Origin of the sequence: Anoxybacillus thermarum (assembly GCF_000836725.1) — a bacterium.
Classification (GTDB): domain Bacteria; phylum Bacillota; class Bacilli; order Bacillales; family Anoxybacillaceae; genus Anoxybacillus; species Anoxybacillus thermarum.
The window spans coordinates 1-17,308 of the sequence record NZ_JXTH01000012.1 but is presented as its reverse complement, the minus strand read 5'-3'; the positions used below and the strand labels follow the sequence as shown (position 1 = coordinate 17,308).

General features: G+C 43.6%; 18 protein-coding genes, 1 pseudogene and 1 riboswitch. Of the genes and pseudogenes, 9 read left to right on the top strand and 10 right to left on the bottom strand.

The window, feature by feature from the left end; genetic code table 11:
• Positions 1-86: 86 nt before the first annotated feature.
• On the top strand, positions 87-665 hold the full coding sequence (locus tag LH47_RS04645) for a hypothetical protein (RefSeq protein WP_043965107.1): 579 nt from the start codon (positions 87-89) through the stop codon (positions 663-665).
• Between the two features lie 46 nt (positions 666-711).
• Here LH47_RS04645 and LH47_RS16645 read toward each other — a convergent pair whose 3' ends face one another.
• Complete coding sequence (locus LH47_RS16645; protein ID WP_003396753.1) at positions 712-825, bottom strand: DUF6254 family protein; 114 nt, start codon at positions 823-825, stop codon at positions 712-714.
• Positions 826-931: 106 nt separating this feature from the next.
• On the opposite strand from LH47_RS16645, the gene LH47_RS04640 reads away from it, so the two are divergent.
• Positions 932-2,545 carry a methyl-accepting chemotaxis protein gene (locus tag LH47_RS04640; RefSeq protein WP_043965104.1) on the top strand — a complete coding sequence of 538 codons (1,614 nt, stop codon included), beginning with the start codon at positions 932-934 and terminating at the stop codon, positions 2,543-2,545.
• Positions 2,546-2,559: 14 nt separating this feature from the next.
• On the opposite strand, the gene LH47_RS04635 is transcribed toward LH47_RS04640, so the two are convergent.
• The 3 genes from LH47_RS04635 to LH47_RS04625 form a co-directional block, all read right to left on the bottom strand.
• On the bottom strand, positions 2,560-3,012 hold the full coding sequence (locus LH47_RS04635; protein ID WP_043965102.1) for a hypothetical protein: 453 nt from the start codon (positions 3,010-3,012) through the stop codon (positions 2,560-2,562).
• A 45-nt stretch (positions 3,013-3,057) separates the two neighbouring features.
• A complete protein-coding gene (locus LH47_RS04630) occupies positions 3,058-4,053 on the bottom strand; it encodes a YkvI family membrane protein (protein ID WP_043965100.1) in 996 nt (331 codons plus the stop codon).
• Positions 4,054-4,119: 66 nt separating this feature from the next.
• Positions 4,120-4,494: a FixH family protein gene (locus LH47_RS04625; RefSeq protein WP_043965097.1), complete on the bottom strand. Its 375-nt coding sequence runs from the start codon at positions 4,492-4,494 to the stop codon at positions 4,120-4,122.
• 82 nt (positions 4,495-4,576) lie between these two features.
• On the opposite strand from LH47_RS04625, the gene LH47_RS04620 reads away from it, so the two are divergent.
• The 5 genes from LH47_RS04620 (at position 4,577) to LH47_RS04600 (ending at position 10,735) form a co-directional block, all read left to right on the top strand.
• Positions 4,577-5,557: a YncE family protein gene (locus LH47_RS04620; RefSeq protein WP_235341050.1), complete on the top strand. Its 981-nt coding sequence runs from the start codon at positions 4,577-4,579 to the stop codon at positions 5,555-5,557.
• Positions 5,558-5,559: 2 nt separating this feature from the next.
• A complete protein-coding gene (locus LH47_RS04615) occupies positions 5,560-6,231 on the top strand; it encodes a response regulator transcription factor (protein WP_084221245.1) in 672 nt (223 codons plus the stop codon).
• Complete coding sequence (locus LH47_RS04610; RefSeq protein WP_043965093.1) at positions 6,218-7,624, top strand: sensor histidine kinase; 1,407 nt, start codon at positions 6,218-6,220, stop codon at positions 7,622-7,624. The genes LH47_RS04615 and LH47_RS04610 overlap by 14 nt, the downstream gene beginning before the upstream one ends.
• Positions 7,625-7,660: 36 nt before the next feature.
• Positions 7,661-8,515, top strand: coding sequence for a methyl-accepting chemotaxis protein (locus tag LH47_RS17150; protein WP_043965091.1), 855 nt, complete (start codon positions 7,661-7,663; stop codon positions 8,513-8,515).
• 141 nt (positions 8,516-8,656) lie between these two features.
• Positions 8,657-10,735, top strand: a complete 2,079-nt coding sequence (locus tag LH47_RS04600) for an ATP-dependent Clp protease ATP-binding subunit (protein ID WP_043965089.1) — start codon at positions 8,657-8,659, stop codon at positions 10,733-10,735.
• A 287-nt stretch (positions 10,736-11,022) separates the two neighbouring features.
• Here the strand turns inward: LH47_RS04600 and LH47_RS04595 are convergent, their stop codons facing one another.
• The 3 genes from LH47_RS04595 to LH47_RS04585 are packed head-to-tail and all read right to left on the bottom strand — an operon-like array spanning position 11,023 to position 13,422.
• The gene (locus tag LH47_RS04595) at positions 11,023-11,670 is read right to left on the bottom strand and encodes a TetR/AcrR family transcriptional regulator (protein ID WP_043965087.1); all 648 of its coding nucleotides are present in this window, start codon (positions 11,668-11,670) and stop codon (positions 11,023-11,025) included.
• Positions 11,671-11,677: 7 nt separating this feature from the next.
• Positions 11,678-12,709, bottom strand: a complete 1,032-nt coding sequence (locus LH47_RS04590; protein WP_043965085.1) for an ABC transporter permease — start codon at positions 12,707-12,709, stop codon at positions 11,678-11,680.
• Positions 12,706-13,422 carry an ABC transporter ATP-binding protein gene (locus tag LH47_RS04585; RefSeq protein WP_152619595.1) on the bottom strand — a complete coding sequence of 239 codons (717 nt, stop codon included), beginning with the start codon at positions 13,420-13,422 and terminating at the stop codon, positions 12,706-12,708. Before LH47_RS04585 ends, LH47_RS04590 begins: the two co-directional genes overlap by 4 nt.
• 162 nt (positions 13,423-13,584) lie before the next feature.
• A riboswitch (Lysine riboswitch) is annotated at positions 13,585-13,763 on the top strand.
• 132 nt (positions 13,764-13,895) lie between these two features.
• Between LH47_RS04585 and LH47_RS04580 the strand changes: the two genes are divergently transcribed.
• A complete protein-coding gene (locus LH47_RS04580) occupies positions 13,896-15,317 on the top strand; it encodes an amino acid permease (RefSeq protein ID WP_043965081.1) in 1,422 nt (473 codons plus the stop codon).
• A 52-nt stretch (positions 15,318-15,369) separates the two neighbouring features.
• Here LH47_RS04580 and LH47_RS04575 read toward each other — a convergent pair whose 3' ends face one another.
• Together LH47_RS04575 and LH47_RS14920 are read right to left on the bottom strand one after the other, a co-directional pair.
• Positions 15,370-15,960: a membrane lipoprotein lipid attachment site-containing protein gene (locus LH47_RS04575; RefSeq protein WP_043965080.1), complete on the bottom strand. Its 591-nt coding sequence runs from the start codon at positions 15,958-15,960 to the stop codon at positions 15,370-15,372.
• Positions 15,961-15,978: 18 nt separating this feature from the next.
• Positions 15,979-16,524 carry a matrixin family metalloprotease gene (locus tag LH47_RS14920; protein ID WP_052585011.1) on the bottom strand — a complete coding sequence of 182 codons (546 nt, stop codon included), beginning with the start codon at positions 16,522-16,524 and terminating at the stop codon, positions 15,979-15,981.
• Between the two features lie 278 nt (positions 16,525-16,802).
• Here LH47_RS14920 and LH47_RS16630 point away from each other — a divergent pair, with 278 nt between their 5' ends.
• Entirely contained in the window at positions 16,803-17,144 is a 342-nt protein-coding gene (locus LH47_RS16630) for a hypothetical protein (RefSeq protein WP_235341048.1), read from the top strand.
• A gap of 20 nt (positions 17,145-17,164) precedes the next feature.
• Here LH47_RS16630 and LH47_RS15040 read toward each other — a convergent pair.
• Positions 17,165-17,308: pseudogene (locus LH47_RS15040) on the bottom strand (UPF0236 family protein); the annotation flags it as partial.

Here is a 17,308-nt window from a genome sequence, read left to right as displayed (position 1 = left end):
GATGCCTCATATTAGTTTGGGGCATCTTTTTTTATCGCTTTCTTTTTTATGCGATGATATAATTTTGTCGGGGGAGGTGAGTAAACATGGATGATATGCTCAAACGCATTTTCGATGAGCTTGCATTGTTGCGCGAACGCATGGCGACAAAAGACGATATCGCTGCCATGGACAAGCGCATCGAGCACATCGAACAAACGATGGCCACAAAAGATGACATCGCAAGCATTGAGCAACGCATGGCGACAAAAGACGATATCGCTGCCATGGACAAGCGCATCGAGCACATCGAACAAACGATGGCCACAAAAGACGATATCGCTGCCATGGACAAGCGCATCGAGCACATCGAGCAAACGATGGCCACAAAAGATGATATCGCAAGCATTGAGCAACGCATGGCCACGAAAGATGACATCATTAGCATTGAACAACGTATGGCTACAAAAGATGACGTCGCAGACATTCCTCTCATTAAACAAGCCGTGCTAGAAACATTAGAAGCAGTAAATGAAATATCAACGATCAAGCAAAACCTCGCTGAAATGTCCCAAAAACTAGATGATGTCATCGCGACCCAAGCGCGACATGAACTTGCCATTCAGTCGCTTGCGCTTCGGTCACTTGTACATGAAAACGAAATTCGTGCGTTAAAAGCAAGATAACGAAGCAAAAGGCTGTCACAAACTTCTTTTGGACAGCCTTTTCCATTTATTTTTCTTCTTTTGCTAGTTGTTCAAACGACTTCACTTTCCCGTGCGGTTCATTTTGCGCTTGTTTACGAACGGTCCATTGCCGCTCCTTCTGTCTTTTCGATTGGGTCATTCGTCTCACCTCCCTTTTTATCATTTGTTCATTTTTCTTTTTTATGACTTTTTTATCATCTGAAAATTTTATATATTTGAAATAAGGGGAAAAAGGGGGGAGAAAATTGCTGCAATCGAAACAAGCGAAAAAAGCTTTGCAAAAAGTACAACGGGTAGCGAAAGAAGTAAAACGAACGATGCGATTAGACGAACCGCTCGCTCAACAGCTCGATTCGTTGCGCGACGTATTAGATCGCCATCTTGAGCGCGATGAATATTTCGTCATCGTCGATGAAGACGGAAAAGGTGTTGTGCATACGAACCGTTTGCGCGAAGGGATGGTGTTTGACGACGAAGTAGGAAAAAAATCTGCGAAAACAACTGCTCCACTGTTGCAACTGTATAAACGAAATACAGGTGAAGTGCTCATCGATGCCGCATGTCCGCTTTTCGAACAAAATGGAAAGCGCTTTAATTTGCGCATGGGGCGTCTCATCCATCGACCGTATATGGAAACGTGGTTTAGCACGATCGTCTTATTGCCAACCATCGCTCTTTTTATTGTTGCGTTTCTCATGCATCTACCGGTCAAACAAATTGCGTTGCTGACGAGCGTCACCGGTTTCATCAGCTTTCTCGTTTCTTTTTCGTTTTATCGCACGATTATGAACCGCCTGCACGCGTGGTATGGCGTCACCCGTTCTGTCTCATCTGGACAGCTTCATGCTGAAGTGAAAACGGTCGGAAAGCGCAACGCTTTTCATCAAATTGGCTATGAAATTAACAAAGTGATTCTCGGTTTGCGCATTATTTTACAACAAATCGCAAAAGCAACCTACTCCGTTGAACATGTGAGCCGCGAACAAAAAGAAGAAGCGAAGCGAATCGCTGAGGCGTTTGATGAAGTATCCGCAACAATGGAAACGTTCCGTGAAGGGGCGCAAAAACAAACGGCATTTGTCGATGAAGCGAACCAACGCATTCAAACGATGCTTGATTACATGCGTACCGTCAAAACAGACATTGAACAAGTCGTCGAACGGGCGCAAACGACATTTCACTCCGCCCAAACAGGATACACTCATATGCAAGCCATTGAACAACAAATGAACGACACAAAACAACAAATGAACGACACCTCCAAACAAATTCAAACGGTCGCGAAAGAAGCGGATGCGCTCATCCAAAAAGTGTCCGCCATTACGGCGATTGCGGAACAAACGAACATGTTGGCGTTAAACGCTTCCATTGAAGCGGCACGAGCAGGAGAAGCTGGCAAAGGATTTGCCGTCGTCGCCTCAGAAGTACGGAAACTTGCAGAACATACGAACGCTTTCGCACATGAAATTTTATCATCGCTTGCGAATACACATTATCAATTATCAAACGTGGCGAACACCGTAACGAAACAAGCGAATGCAATCGACGAAACAACGATAGCGCTAACAAAAATGACCGAAAGTTTCGCTCACTTTCAAACGATGTCACATGAGTTGCACGATTTAATTCAACGAAACCGCACGCTTATGCAGCAAGCTGCAAAAGAAGGAAACGAACTGCACGAAGCGATTACAAATATTTATACGATCGCTGACGACTTTACAAAAGTCGTTCACGAAACAGCAAGCGGACTGGAACAACAAGCGATGAGCGTCCATCAACTCGCAAAAGAAGCGGCGGTGCTGGCGGAGGAAGTCGAGCGGCTAAAGGGAATTATCAATCGTTTCCATATGCAATAAAAGGAAAAGCGAGCCTAATACACATTGGCTCGCTCCCTTTTTGTGTGATAGGCATATGCCCCGATACCAATCATTAAAACAAAAAGGACTAAAAACATCTCCCCTGCCTCTAAGCTAACCATCACGCTACACCCGAAACAAAAGAGAGTCGGCTGTTTTAGCCATTCTTCCTTGCTGAGCGCCCACCATTCCAATAAACCAATCGTAAACGCCAATACGTACATCGTTCCGCCATGAAGCAAAAATAATGAAAAAACCCCCATCCATAACGCAATGGCAGCCGGCAATAAAAGGAACGCTTCATGCTCCCGCGCACGACGCTTAAACACATATATATGAACAATAAGTCCAAAAGAAAAAACAACTGCCGACCATACATCAGCGCGATACCATTGAACGATATGGAACGTTTCAAGCGTAAAGAAAAGAAAGATGCCGACGACGAAAGCAATCGCCGCTTTTTTCACGCTCTCCCACCTCCTCTACATTCAATGTACTACACTTCTTTTTTTCTAGCTAGGCATTTTTCGATAGAAAAGCAAGAAAATAAAAATGATGCTCATATACCCAAATAAAGGATACAATACAGTCAGTAGCGCGTGATACCCAATTAAGCTAAACGCATACATCGCCAGCAAAAGCACGATCAGAATATATATAGGCTGGCGAAAAAAAAACGCCAATTTTCGATGCAATCCGAACACCCCTGCAATAAACGAAGTGAAAATTTCCCCATAAATGATGGCGACATATAACCAGTAAAACGAAGCAAGCGAACGTTTCACCACTTCCGCCATCGGAATGCTGTAAGATGACAATTGCGGCAACAATGAAAGAGCAACATGACTGCTAAATAAAATAAACATAAGCAACAGGCCGCCAAGCCAACCACCGAGACGAATCGTCTTTTCATCTTTTACTTCCGCTGCAAGCGGAACGAGAACGACTTGCGCCATCGCTAAATTAAACGCCACATACGCAAACGGAGAAAGAAAAGCAGCAAGCGGCGGCTTCGTCCATACGACGTCGCTTCCGTTCATCATCGCAATACATAAGCTAAATATCACCATCATCGGCACGACAATCATATTGACGCTTAAAATGCCGTTTAAACCAAATAACATCGTCACAAAAGCAAGGATGATCGTGAGCACAAGGCCGACGTATGCCGGCATATGAAGCTGTTCTTCAAACACCGCCCCCGCCCCTGACAACATGACCGATGTCACGCTAAATAAAACGATAAACATAAATATATTTACAAAAAAACCTAATTTCCCAAACAAATAACTATTCAACTGTTCATATGAACGGGCATGAAGCCGAGCCGCCATCATCATTAAACGCGTCCCGAAAAAAATAAATAGCCCCCCGCTTGCCGCAATCGTCACAAACCCAATTGCACCGTATTGCGTAAAAAATTGTACAATTTCTTTTCCGGTCGCAAATCCAGCCCCAACGACCGTTCCGACATACACAAACGCAATTTGAATCGCCCTCATCCACATACGCTCTCCCCCACTCGTCCATTTTTTCTATATATATGAAAAAAAACGGCGAACATTTTCCGCCGTTTATTCTACAACTACATCGATTTTTGGCATATTATGCATATTTTTCGCCGTCACATGCGCCACAACGGAATAAGTTCCTTTTGTTGCAAACGTATAGTTCGCGACATATTTTCCGTCGCCGGCATGTTTTCCTTCAATCATTTGTCTGTCTTCTGTTCCATGTTTCCATACTTCAAATTTCACTTCTGATGCATCCGTTACTTTTTCATCGCCATATGTCACTAAACATGCGAGCTCGACTTCTTGATTAGCCGGAAGCTTTTCTTCTACCGCCATTTTGACGTCTAAATACGCCAACTCTTCTTCTTCCGCCTTGCTCGCACAACCAGCGACAACAAGCAAAATGAACGAAAACAACAAAAACCATTTTTTCATTTGAATCCCCTTCCGTGTTACAATAGTTTCACAAAATATTCACAACTATTTGCTACAATAATATTAAAACGTGATGGAGGATTTGTGCGATGCGTGTTCGTTTCTTTTTTTGCTGATGATCGTGATGTTTTTAACGAGCTGCACTCCTCAAACATACACCCCGATCAAACGGGACGAGGCGGTCATCGGCGTTGTGAATATAAAAGAACAAAGCTTGTCATTTATTGATTATAACACGAAACAGTTAATCACAACATGGCAAGTGAAAAAACCGATCACAAAAGCTACCCTTCTTTCTGACGGGGATACGATCGTTTTATTCGGACAAGACATGGATGAAATGATCGCCTATACGTTATCGACCGGAAGAGAAGCGAGACGATGGAACGTAGAAAAAGGGATCACGGATGTGCTCGTCACCGAACGTGACTTGCTCGTCGTCAACGAAAAAAAAGGAACGGTGTCGCTGATGACGTTTGATGGAAAAGTGAAAGAAGTGATCGCAACTCCACCGTCCCCTTTTTCAATCGTAGAAGACGATAAACATAATCAATGGATTGTTATTCATTTTAAAAATGGCGCGATTTCGTTTATTGACAAGACGACAAAACGAGTGACACGAACGGTCGATACGCTCGATTCCGCCGTCAGCGGCTTCGTCGTTCCCGAAACGGATGAGCTATGGGTTGGCGGGCATGGCAGCGGAGCAACGATTCAACAAGAAGCGTACGTCCATTCGCTTGTCGATGGGCGTCTCATCACACGTGTGAAAGCAGAAACGATGCCGATTCAATTCACCCAAACGAACGAAGCGATATACGTTCTTTGTCACGGATCGAACATGTTATATGCATTTGATCGAGACACAAAACGCTTGATTCGCGATCTGAATATTGGCGCCAATCCGTTTGCGATGACAAAGGCGAAAAACGATCTCGTCATCGCAAGCTACGACAGCAACGAACTACTTTTTGTTGATGAAAAAACATTCGAACAAACAAATACTGTTTCTGTTGGATACGGACCGTTTTACATCTTTTTCCGTGATGCAAAGGGGGAATAAACGTGGCAACGATTTTAATTATTGACGATGAAAAAGAGATGCGTGAATTGCTGCGCCTATATTTAGAGCCAGAAGGATTTACGTGCATCGAAGCAGACGACGGCGAAGAAGGGCTTGCACAATTTGGACGAAGACATGTCGATTTAATTTTACTTGATATTATGATGCCGAAGCTCGACGGCTACCGTTTTTGCATGCACGTGCGCGAGCGTTCGCAAGTGCCGATCATTTTTTTAACGGCTCGAAGCGATGAATGGGATCGTGTATATGGGCTTAAAATTGGGGCTGACGACTACATCGTAAAACCGTTTAGCCCGAATGAAGTCGTAGCGCGCGTTCATGCTGTACTCCGACGAACGAAAGGGGCTGACGCCGCTCCACAATACGAAGCAGGTCCGATCGTTGTCGATGAAAAAGCGCGAAAAGTCACGGTCAACGGAAAAACCGTTCTTTTAACGTTAAAAGAATTTGAATTGCTCGTCTTATTTTTAAAACATCGCGGCCAAGTATTTACGCGTGAACAGCTGCTAGATCGCGTCTGGGGCATTCATTACGTCGGCAGCACGCGCACAGTCGATACGCATATTAAAACGTTGCGCATTAAATTAGGCGAAGCAGGGCAACTCATCCAAACGGTATGGGGAGTGGGATATAAATTTGATGAAACAGTTTAATTCTCTTTCCTTACAACAAAAGCTATGGTTAACGATTAGCGCCTTTTTAGTGCTTGCTGTAGGGCTTTTATACGCGGTTGTCGTTTACGTATATGAGAACATTTATATAACGAACGTCGAACAACGGTTGCTGCGAGAGGGAATGAACATCGCCACAAAGTACAAAGGCGGGGAAATTACCGACTCGTTCCGCACGACCGTTTCCCTCATAAACGACATATCAGATGCGGATATCGTTCTCGTGAACAATCCGCGTGAATTAAGCGCCTGCTTGCCGTTTGAAGTCGATCATCATTCCATTATTAGCGAAACAGAACGGCAACAACTGCTTGCCGGGAAAACGGTAACGAAAAAAGGATATGAACAAACGTTTGACCGCCACATCGTCGGCATCATCATTCCTTTGTTGGACGAACATCGCCTCATGGGCATTTTATATTTGTACGTTCCGCTCGCATCCATTGAAGATGTGCTCGAGCGCATGCAAACGTTCGTTGCGCTAGGCGGCAGTCTTTTTTTATTCATTACGGTATTTGTCGGACGAAAAATTGCGATGCATTTCACAAAACCGCTGCAACATATGCAACAAGCGGCCTATCGCGTCTCACAGGGCGATTTTTCTGTCCAAGTGGATGTCGAAACGGAAGATGAAATCGGACAATTAGCGAAGGCGTTCAATCAAATGGCGCATGCGCTCGCCAAAGAAGATGAACGGAAAAAAGAATTTTTAGCGAACGTTTCCCACGAATTGCGTACGCCTTTAAGCTATGTGAAAGGATATAGCGAAGCGTTATTAGACGGTGTGGTGAAAGACGAAGAACAACAAAAAAAATATATGAGGCTCATTCACCGCGAAGCGAGCCGCATGCAACGTCTCGTGCGCGATTTGCTTGATTTAGCGCAATTAGAAGGCACATATCCGCTCGTGCGCACCCCGTTTTCGATCGCACAGCTTATAGAGGAAACGATAGAAAAATACGAGCCGCTCTTGCAGGAAAAACGCATTCACCTTTCCCTCGATGTCGACCATGACTTAGTCGTTGATGGCGACCCAGATCGCATCGAACAAGTGTTGCAAAACTTGCTTGATAATGCGTTGCGCTACACTCCTTCTGGCGGCAACATGTCGTTGCGCACTGTAAATAAACATCCGATGTGCGAGCTCGTCATTTCCGATTCAGGACAAGGGATGTCGAAACAAGACATTGAACGGCTCGGCGAACGATTTTTCCGAACCGACCGCTCCCGCTCGCGCGAACATGGCGGCATAGGTCTTGGCATTGTGATCGTCAAGCAAATTGTAAAACTACACGGTGGATCGATTCGCTTTGAAAGCGAACAAGGAAAAGGAACGACTGTGTACATTCAATTGCCGTTATACGACGAATCATAGTACAATAAATCTATGATAGTGGGAGGAGGAAAACAAATGAAAGTAAGTTCCATTCCGCTCGATTTAGAGCGCCTATTTGAATCGATGTCCCGCTCGTTTGCGATGATTGTCTTTCGCCCAGATACGACGATATTATGGGCAAACGATGCATTTCTTCAAGCGATGGGCTACACGGAGCAACAATTGCTCGGTTTACCCCACCGTCAATTTTGTCTTCCAGAATACGCAAACAGCTACGAGTATACACAATTTTGGGATCGCCTAAAAAACAAACAGCCGTTTTACGGAACGGTGCAACGCGTCACACGCGACGGCAAACATATATGGCTGGAGGCGCTATATGCCCCTGTGTTAGACGACAATGACAACGTGCAAGCCGTCTTTAAAGTGGCAGTTGATGTCACCGACCGTCAACAAACGTTAAATGAAGAATTTGCGAGTTTACTAGAAGAAATGAACGCAAGCACGAGCGATATTCAACAAACGGCGCGCTTAATCAACAATCACGTCAAACAGTTGGGCGAAAAAGCGGAAAAAGTAAGCAAAAGCACAGAGGAAATTCAAGGTGTCATTTCGTTCGTGAAAGACATTGCGATGCAATCAAATTTGCTCGGATTAAACGCTGCGATTGAGGCGGCTCGCGCTGGCGAACACGGTCGCGGCTTTGCGATCGTCGCAGAAGAAGTGCGCAAAATGGCGGAAAAAAGCAAACATTCCGCGGAAGACATTTCAGAACAGTTGAATCATATTACAAACTCGGTGTTAGAGATGGTTCATATGCTTCAAGAAGTGGCGGAAAAAATAAACGACAGCGCCGAAGCGATCGACGAACTTCATCAAGTACAGCAACATATGGTGAAAATTACAGATAAATTGACGAAACTAATGTAACTGCCCATTGCGGCAGTTTTTTTCATCTCGAAAAAATTTTTTATTTTTTTAAAAAAGGTCTTGAAAGTCAAAAAAGGTCAAATTATAATAAAGTCAGAAAGGTCAAATATAGTCAAAGTCAAAAAAAGGAGGTTGGTGCCTATGATGTGCCAAGTATGTAAACAAAATAAAGCAAACATCTTTTTACATGTGCAAGTAAACAACGACAAACAACAATTGCACCTTTGCGAGGCGTGCTATGCAAAACAAAAACAACAATTAAAAGTTCCAGCAGGATTCCACTTCGATCGTTTCGATCAATTGTTCTCCGACTTCTTCGCACCGCTGACTAACGAAGCCGTTTCCCATGTCCAACAACAAGAACAACAACCGAAACGAAACGGATTGCTTGACCAATTCGGCCGCAACTTAACGCAATTGGCGAAAGCAGGACTCATTGATCCCGTCATCGGACGCGATAAAGAAATTGAACGCGTCATTGAAATTTTAAATCGTCGCAATAAAAATAATCCGGTGTTAATCGGTGAACCGGGCGTTGGTAAAACGGCGATCGTAGAAGGATTAGCGCTTAAAATCGTCGAAGGATCTGTTCCAACAAAATTATTAAACAAAGAAGTGTACGTGCTTGACGTCGCTTCCTTAGTCGCAAACACAGGCATTCGCGGTCAATTTGAAGAGCGAATGAAACAACTCATTGCCGAATTGCAGCAACGGAAAAATGTCATTTTATTCATCGATGAAATTCATTTACTTGTCGGTGCCGGATCAGCAGAAGGTTCGATGGACGCAAGCAACATATTAAAACCGACGCTTGCCCGCGGAGAATTGCAAATAATCGGCGCAACAACGTTAAAAGAATATCGTCAAATCGAAAAAGATGCTGCGCTTGAACGCCGCTTCCAACCGGTCATCGTTCATGAACCGACAATCGAACAAGCGATCAATATTTTAAAAGGCATTCAACCAAAATATGAACAATTCCATCAAGTAAAATATACAGATGAAGCGATTCACGCATGCGTCACATTGTCGCATCGCTACATTCAAGACCGCTTCCTTCCTGACAAAGCGATTGACTTGTTAGATGAGGCTGGCTCTAAAGTAAGCTTAAAAGCGATGCCGACAAATAAAGAAGCAATCGAACAACGTCTCGAACAATTAAGAAAAGAAAAAGAAAAAGCGGCGCAAGAAGAAAATTACGAACTCGCTGCCAAATTGCGCACTGAAGAATTGCAACTTGAAAAACAATTCCAACAAAACGGACAAGCTGAGCCACCTGTTGTAGACGTCATGCACATTCAACAAATCATTGAAGAAAAAACAGGCATCCCAGTCGGCAAACTACAAGCGGATGAACAAGAAAAAATGAAACATTTAGAAGAAAACTTATCGAAAAAAGTCATCGGTCAAGAAGAAGCAGTGAAAAAAATCGCCAAAGCAATTCGCAGAAGCCGCGCCGGCTTAAAAGCGAAAAACCGTCCGATCGGTTCGTTCTTATTCGTTGGTCCGACTGGCGTCGGTAAAACAGAATTGTCGAAGACGCTTGCTGAACAATTGTTCGGCTCTAAAGATGCAATGATTCGCTTAGACATGAGCGAATATATGGAAAAACATGCGGTCGCCAAACTCATCGGTGCACCTCCTGGCTATGTCGGTCATGAGGAAGCTGGTCAATTAACGGAAAAAGTGCGCCGCAACCCTTACAGCATCATCTTGCTTGATGAAATGGAAAAAGCGCATCCAGACGTGCAACATATGTTTTTGCAAATTTTAGAAGACGGTCGTTTAACAGATAGCCAAGGTCGTACCGTCAGCTTTAAAGATACCGTCATCATTATGACATCAAACGCAGGTACGAATGTCGAAGGCGACTTGCTTCAACGTCTCAGCCTATACTTCAAACCGGAATTTTTAAACCGTCTCGACGCGATCATCGAATTTAAACCGCTTGAAAAAGCGCACATGTTGCAAATTGTTGACCTCATGTTCGCTGAATTGCAACGCACGCTTTCTGAACAACATGTAGCTGTTACAATGAGCGACAAAGCGAAAGAAAAATTAGCTGAACTTGGCTATCATCCGACATTTGGCGCCCGTCCACTCCGCCGCGTCATGCAAGAACATGTCGAAGACCAAATTGCTGACGTGTTGCTCGATGAGGAAAACGTGCGTACGATCCACATTGATGTAGAAGATGGTCTCATCGTTGTGAAACATTAAGAAAAGCGCAAAGCGCCCCAATTTCGCCTAAAGGCAGCCCGCATCCTGCGGGCAACGGCAAAATGTCGCCATCCTTGGCTCCGCGAAGATCGCACAAGCCCCGCGAAGGAGAGCTCGAACCAATCAGTTGACTCGTTCTGCGTGGGCAAACTCACCGGAAGCTTCTCAGCGTGTCGCCGCCACAGCGTCGGGCGGAGCGCATCACACCGATGGCGCTTCGAGCTAGACATCAATTCGAAATTTTATACTTTCTTAATCTTTTAAAAAAAGCCTAATCCGCACATGGATTAGGCTTTTAGTCCATTCATCAAAAACTGAATCGTCCGCTCCATCTCCTGTTCATCATTCCACGGATAATCAGGCATAATCAAAAAGCGAGTCGCCAAAAAACCGGCAATCGTTGTAATCGTCAAACGAATCACCGTCTCCGGAGGGTGTGGTGCCAGCTCCCCTTTTTGTTGAAAATGCTCGACAATTTGTTTAAACTTTTCGTACACATGATTTGTAAAAATCGTTTGAAACTGTGCTTTAATGTCATCGTGAAACGACATTTCTTGCCATAATACACGAATCGCGGGCAAATACGTTTTGACAAATTCATACCGATTTTTAAAAACGGCGCGCACAAACTGCTCATAATGTTCATATTCGTTTTCAAATACGTCTTTCACAAACTTTTTCGCTAAAAACGGCGCAACCGATTGAAATAACGTCGGTTTGACGATTGCCAACAACAAATCTTTCTTCGTTTTGTAATGGCGGAAAATCGTTCCTTCCGCCACCCCTGCCCGCTTCGCAATTTCGCTCGTCGACGTCGCCGCATATCCTTTTTCTGCAAACATGTCAATGGCCGCTTGTAAAATATTCATTTGTTTTTCGCTTAACTGTTGTCCATCGACGTTTAATAAATGAAACAACTGTTGTCGTTCGTCCATCATACCCTCACAACTTTCGATATTTCTTTAATGCGAATACATTTAATATCATAAATAAAAGGGAAAAACTAATCAAAACATATACATCGAATGAAATCGCCTCAAACCCTTTTCCGCGAATCATCATTTCTCTTAATGCATCTGCCCCGTAATATAACGGCATAGCGACTCCGATCGAACGGAGCCACGGTTCCATTGTATCCAAGTTAAATAGCCCAGAGAAAAACACTTGCGGAACGACGACGAGCGGAATAAATTGAATCATTTGCAATTCGTTGTTCGCAAAGGCGGATAATAACGTCCCTAACGTCAGCGCCGTCATCGCTAACAAAAACGTAATGAGCAGCACATACAAAAACGAACCTTCCATCATCATGTCTAATATATAAATCGCAAACGAAGAAATAAGACTTGCTTGAATCGTTGTAAATATGCCAAAGCCGATGACGTAACCGATTACAATTTCCCATCTCTTTAACGGCGTCGCGAGCAACCGCTCAAGCGTTCCGCTCGTCCGCTCGCGCAAAAACGACACCCCTGCAATTAAAAAGACGAAAAAGAAAATGAAAAAGCCAATTAATACCGGACCGAAATTGTCAAATAACGCCATGTCTTCTGAACCGTGCATATATACCGCATCGATTGTAAATGGTTGTTTCGCCGGTGGCATAAGCGTTTGGGATGCTTTTTGCACCGTCATGAGCACCGTTTTGCTGACGGACGGATCGCTTCCTTCGAGCGTGAGACGTAAAGCGGTTTGATTCATTTCAATAAATGCGTCGATTTGTTGCTCATCTAGTTCGTTCATCGCCTTCGCTTTTGTCATCGTCGTCACATGCGCATCCGCTTCTTTTAATGCGTCTTGAAACGGCTGTGGCACGTTTGCATCAATTGCGATATGCGGTTCATATTGTTCTCCGTTAAACACTAAGTCCATTAAAAACAACACAAACATCGGTGCGACAATCATTAACGCAAGCGTTCGTTTATCGCGAAAAAACTGACGAATAATGCGAACGACAATCGCTTGAATTCTCATGCATATGCCCTCCCAAAATGTAAAAATGCTCGTTCTAACGTCGTTGTGCCTGTTTGTTTCTTTAATTCGTCTGGGCTGCCGACGGCAATCAACCGTCCGTCGCGAATCATCGCGAGCCGCATACATTTTTCCGCTTCGTCCATCACATGCGTCGTCACAACGATCGTCGTTCCTTTTTGGCGAATGCGTTCAAGTTCTTCCCAAATCGCTTGGCGAAGAAGCGGATCGATCCCGACGGTCGGCTCGTCTAAAATGAGCACTTCTGGTTCATGTAAAAGCGCTGCCGCTAGCGATAGACGGCGTTTCATTCCGCCAGAATATTGGTGAACCGCTTTTTTCATATCATTTGTTAAGTTCACAAGCTGCAACACTTCTTCGATGCGCTCTTTTTTCTTTTTTCCTTTTAGTCCATAAATCGATGCGAAAAAGTGTAAATTTTCAAGTGCCGTTAACTCGCCATATAGCGCATCGGATTGTGCCATAAACCCGATGCGTGCCATCGTTTGCAAATTTGGCATGCGCGAACCGAGCACATGAATCGTCCCTTCTGTCGCCATATCAATGCCTGCGATCATTTTAACGAGCGTCGTTTTCCCCGCTCCGGATGGGCCGAGTATGCCGAAAATTTCTCCGGCATGTACTTCAAGTGACACGTCATGAATGACTTCTTTTTTATGAAACTGTTTACTTACGTGTTGCAATTGAATCGCCATCATGTTCCCTCGCTTTCATAAAAGTGAGTGAGTACTCACTATCATTATATGCGTTCCACTTCCTTCTTGTACATATGTGCGAAAAAATTTTCATTGACGAAGCGAAAAGATTTTTTGTAAGATAGTAACGTCAATTGCATACGAAATCTTTCTCGTCAACTAAGATGAGATAGAGGTCGCGGCAAATAATAGTAGTTTCATGGAGACGCAGAGACGTCGGGGAAGTGAGATGAAAGGATTTGTCGCCGAAGTTTATGGCGTGCTCTGGCGCTATAGGCTGGGCCTGTTTCCGAATAGGGGCAGGACTGTCATCGCGCATGCGGTGGAGAGCTATCGATCTTAAGTTTGATGCGGATGTGTCATATATTGTGCACCCGTTGAAAACTTAGGGTGCACTTTTTTATTTAAAAAGTGCACGACAACAGCGCTCTACCGTACGCACCGTATATTTTATGAACGAAAGGATGAACAACATGAAACAACAAAAACTCGGCTTTTGGGTATTGACCGCGCTCGTTGTCGGCAATATGGTCGGATCTGGCATTTTTATGCTTCCTCGTTCGCTTGCGGAAGCAGCAAGCCCGGCTGGTGTATTGCTCGGCTGGCTGTTGACAGGTGCTGGGGTGTTAATGATTGCGATTATTTTTGGTAACTTAGCGATTCGAAAACCAGAATTAAATGGCGGACCACAAATTTATGCGAAAGAGCTGTTTCCAAAAGGTTCAAATGCGTCGATCTTATCTGGCTTTATGTCATCTTGGGGATATTGGATCGGCAACGTCGCTGGAAACGTCGCCATCATTACGACGTTTGCGAGTTATTTATCGACGTTTTTCCCGATTTTAACGAGCGGGCATGTCGTCTTTTCCGCTGGTGCATTGACGTTAAAGCTCGGCAATTTGCTGACGTTTCTCGTTTGTACGTCGCTTTTATGGATGATGCATACAATTATTTTACAAGGAGCAGAAAACGCTGGAAAATTAAATTTCGTCGCGACGGCAACGAAAGTGCTCGGCTTTTTCTTATTCATTGTTATCGGGCTGTTCGCCTTTGAAAAAAGCTATATCCAACCGTTTGTTGCTCCGCGTTACGATGAAGCAGGTCATACGCTCGGGCTTCTTTCGCAAATCAACAACGTCGCATTAAGCACACTTTGGGCGTTTATCGGCATTGAATCAGCGATCGTCTTCGCTTCGCGTGCCCGAAAACAAAGCGATGTGAAACGCGCGACAATTGTCGGTTTATTTATCGCCTTAGCGATTTACATCGGCATTAGCGTACTCGTCATGGGATTGTTAAAACAAGAAGCGCTTATGCAGTCAGAAAAACCGCTCGTCGATGCGATCGGAACGGTGTTAGGACCGATCGGATCGCAACTGCTTGCAGGACTCGGTTTAATTAGCTTAATCGGCTCGACGCTCGGCTGGATTTTTTTAAGTGCCGAAGTGCCGTACCAAGCTGCAAAACAAGGATTGTTTATGCGCACCTTTTTACAAGAAAATAAAAACGGAATGCCGCGCTTTTCTTTAATCGTCTCGAATATGATTGCACAACTATTCATTTTTTCAACGATTTCAAACTCTATGGCAGCGGCGTTTGATTTCGTCATTTACATTGCGACATTATCGTATCTCGTTCCGTACGTCATCGCCTCCGTCTTCCAATTGAAGCTCGTTTGGACAGGAGAGACGTATCGCACGATGCAGGAACGAATGGCAGACGGCGTGATCGCCGTGCTTGCGACCGTTTATTCCATTTGGCTTGTGAAAGCAGGAACAGCCGATATGAAAACATTTTTACTCGGCATCGCCTTACTGGCAAGCAGCTTGCTTTTCTATCCGCTTGTTGTTAAGCAACAAAACGGCGAAACGAACAAACAAAAACAGTCGGCATAACAAAACCCCCGTCCATATTTGGCGGGGGCCACATCTTCTCATTTTCTCATCTTTATTCTTTATATTTTTTTCTTGCCTCTTCAAATATTTGATTTAGTTTTTCAATTTGTTTATCATTTGTTTGCTTACTACTGTTCAAATGACCGTCGTATTCGATTTGATTACTATCTAACGGCACTTTCCCATAATAAACACCTTTGATCGTATACTCATCATGTGTCGTGCTTTTTCTTAAAAATAAAAGATAGCTTTTATTATCTTTCATCAACTGGTACCCTGCCGAACCGTACATTGTATTAGCCTTTTTATCAAACGCTCCGTTCTCCATAACTTTTATGATATTACCCTTATTTAACGCGTATCCCTTTTCATTTTTAAACACTTTTTTGATCTCAACATCACTTATCGTGTAAAAACCCGTCACCATATCGCCATCTTTATCGAAATAACTCTCTCCATTTTTTTTCGTACCTATCAAAATAACTTCACTATCATTCTCCATTTCTTCTAAATAATTGTATTCGTCTATAATTTTCGACTCACTATGAACATATTTTGTATTCACATTGCTTAGTTCAGATTGTGTATTGTTACAGGCAGACAAAAATAAAATAGTAAAAAAAAGAAAAATAATCTTTTTCATCAGGCTACTTCCTTTCCACTAATAGATAGCATTTATTCCATTCCAATCATCATTTTGCGGATACTCATCATTTAGGAAACCTTTTGAAAGCATGATAGCACGAACATCGTCTTCATGATCCAATCCGAGAGCATGACCGACCTCGTGTGCTGTTGTTTCCCTCGTTTGAACCCAAGACAACTTTTGAAAACCCGGTAAATACATTCTCAACTGCGACTTATCGTATGTACAGTCCCAACAAGCAGTCACTTGCCCTAGCCAGTTCACATGATAGTTGATGCAATCGGCAACGACAGAACCCATGTCCTTCGTACTAGCCCACCATTTGTAGTTAGCTTGGGAAGCATCGTACGTTCTAGTCGTACCAATAAGAGAAGAACTATCAAACGCTTCTGAACCATAAACTCCCCTCGCTTCATAACCAGCATTAATAACCGGCGAATCAATCCAATATTTTAATGAGTTTGGGTTCCTATATTTTCCGCCAAATAGCTCATAAGCACGAACACTGCTACTAGGAATCAAGTATAACATGATAATAACAAAAAAAGTCAATCTTCTCACATCCGCTTCCTTCTAGAAATCTTTTACTTTTTTAAAGCCTAGTTTATTGTATCATTTTTTTTTTTTTTGCAAATTGTTTTTTTAACCAAAATATATTTCTGTACTTGTCAATAAACATACTCTATTTAATACGGTTATCATTTTCTCCGTCTTTTTCTTATCTTTATGTTATAATATTCCTTGAATTTTGTTTTGTTGAGGGAGCGTATATGGGGAGAGAGAGAACAAGGCGGTGGCTGTACATATTGCTCGTTATTGTCCCATGTTTGATCGGGAGCATGTGGATTGTACGTTGGCAAGACGAACAGCAGCAACAACAATTGCTTGAAGAAACGAAACTGTTTGCGAATATACATAAAAATGACCTTGACCGTTTTCTTGCGGAGACGACGGCTCGGCTAGAAACGTTAGCGATCGTCATGGGCAAACATATCGCGACATTAAAAAAGGAAGAAATAAACGACATATTGCAACAAATGCAAAAACAAGGAGTCAGTCAAGACTTTGTGGAGAACATTTTTTCGGTTCACTACGGGTGTTGTCAATCACTAGTTAGCGAACCATTTTCAGGAATTGATATCGTAAGCGCTTTTGGACTCTCATCCCTCATCTTGAAGTGATGATATTGTATTCCATTTTTTTACACCCAACCAAAATCCCGAAGCGCCGACAACGCTTGATGGATCGGCGTCCCGGATGACCGCTGCAGACACGGTAGATTCTGACGCACCACATCTGCCCACAACCGTCCTGCCTTCCGTTTGGCCTGTTCAACCCGCTTGGA